Annotated in this window: 1 protein-coding gene; it reads left to right on the top strand. The window is 64.9% G+C overall.

The features are described from left to right. Positions 1-1,208, top strand: a 1,208-nt coding sequence (locus NW809_RS12680; protein WP_414402309.1) for an endonuclease MutS2, incomplete at both ends; no start/stop codon positions are given.

Here is a 1,208-nt window from a genome sequence, read left to right as displayed (position 1 = left end):
CCTTGGGGGCTGCTCGCCGCCTTCGCCGACTCATCGATGCTGACGAGCGCCTGCCCCGCCTGCAGGAGTGGGTGAGCAATCTGCGCACCTATCCTGAGCTAGAGCAGGAGATCTTCCGCTGCCTGGACGAACACGGCGAGGTGAGAGATAGCGCCAGCGCCGCCCTGGCAGACCTGCGCCGTCAGCACCGCCAGTACCGCAGCCAGATCCAAGAACGCCTACAACAGGTGATGAGCCAGCACCCCCAGGCGCTGCAGGACACGTTGATTGGCCAGCGGCAGGGGCGCTTTGTGCTGATGGTAAAGGCCACCCATCGGGATCTCATCCGCGGCATTGTGCACGACAGCTCTGCCAGCGGGGCCACCCTCTATGTAGAGCCCTACGCTGTGGTGGAGCTAGGCAACCGGCTGCGGGAAACCCAGGCCCAGATCCAGGCGGAGGAAGAGCGGATCTTGGCCGCCCTGTCGGCCCAGGTGGGATCTGTTGCCGAGGATTTGGAGCATCTGCAGGCGGTGATGGTGGGGCTGGAGGTGGCGTTGGCTCGCGCTCGCTACAGCCTTTGGTTGGGGGGCAATCGCCCCCAGTTTGTCCCGGCAGGATTGCGCCTGCGCCAAGCTAGGCACCCCTTGCTTCTGTGGCAGTCTCGCGAGGAAGGCAAGGGCCCGGAGGTGATCCCGATCGATTTCACCCTCTCGGAGTCCATCCGCGCCGTGGTCATCACCGGCCCCAACACTGGCGGCAAGACGGTTGCCCTGAAGACCTTGGGGCTATTGGTGCTTATGGCCAAGGCGGGGATCTTCCTGCCCGCCCAGGATCCGCCCCAACTGCCCTGGTTCGACGGGGTCTATGCCGACATCGGCGACGAGCAATCGCTGCAGCAAAGCCTCTCCACTTTTTCCGGGCATATTCGCCGCATCAGCCGCATCGTGCAAGCTTTGCAGTCGGAGCCGGCGCCGGCCCTTGTTCTGCTGGACGAGGTGGGGGCAGGCACGGATCCCAGCGAGGGCGCGGCCCTGGCTGCCGGGCTATTGGAGTATCTCGCCGAAAAGGCCCTGCTGACCTTGGCCACCACCCACTACGGCGAGCTGAAGGCTCTGAAATACCAGCATCCCGGCTTTGAGAATGCCTCGGTGGAGTTTGACGAGGCCACCCTGGCCCCCACCTACCGCCTGCTGTGGGGGATCCCTGGTCGCTCCAATGCCTTGGCC

Source organism: Synechococcus sp. WC101 (assembly GCF_047461555.1).
In the GTDB taxonomy this organism is placed as follows: domain Bacteria; phylum Cyanobacteriota; class Cyanobacteriia; order Thermostichales; family Thermostichaceae; genus Thermostichus.
The sequence above is the reverse complement of the archived record's forward strand: the minus strand, read 5'-3'. Positions and strand labels throughout refer to the sequence as shown.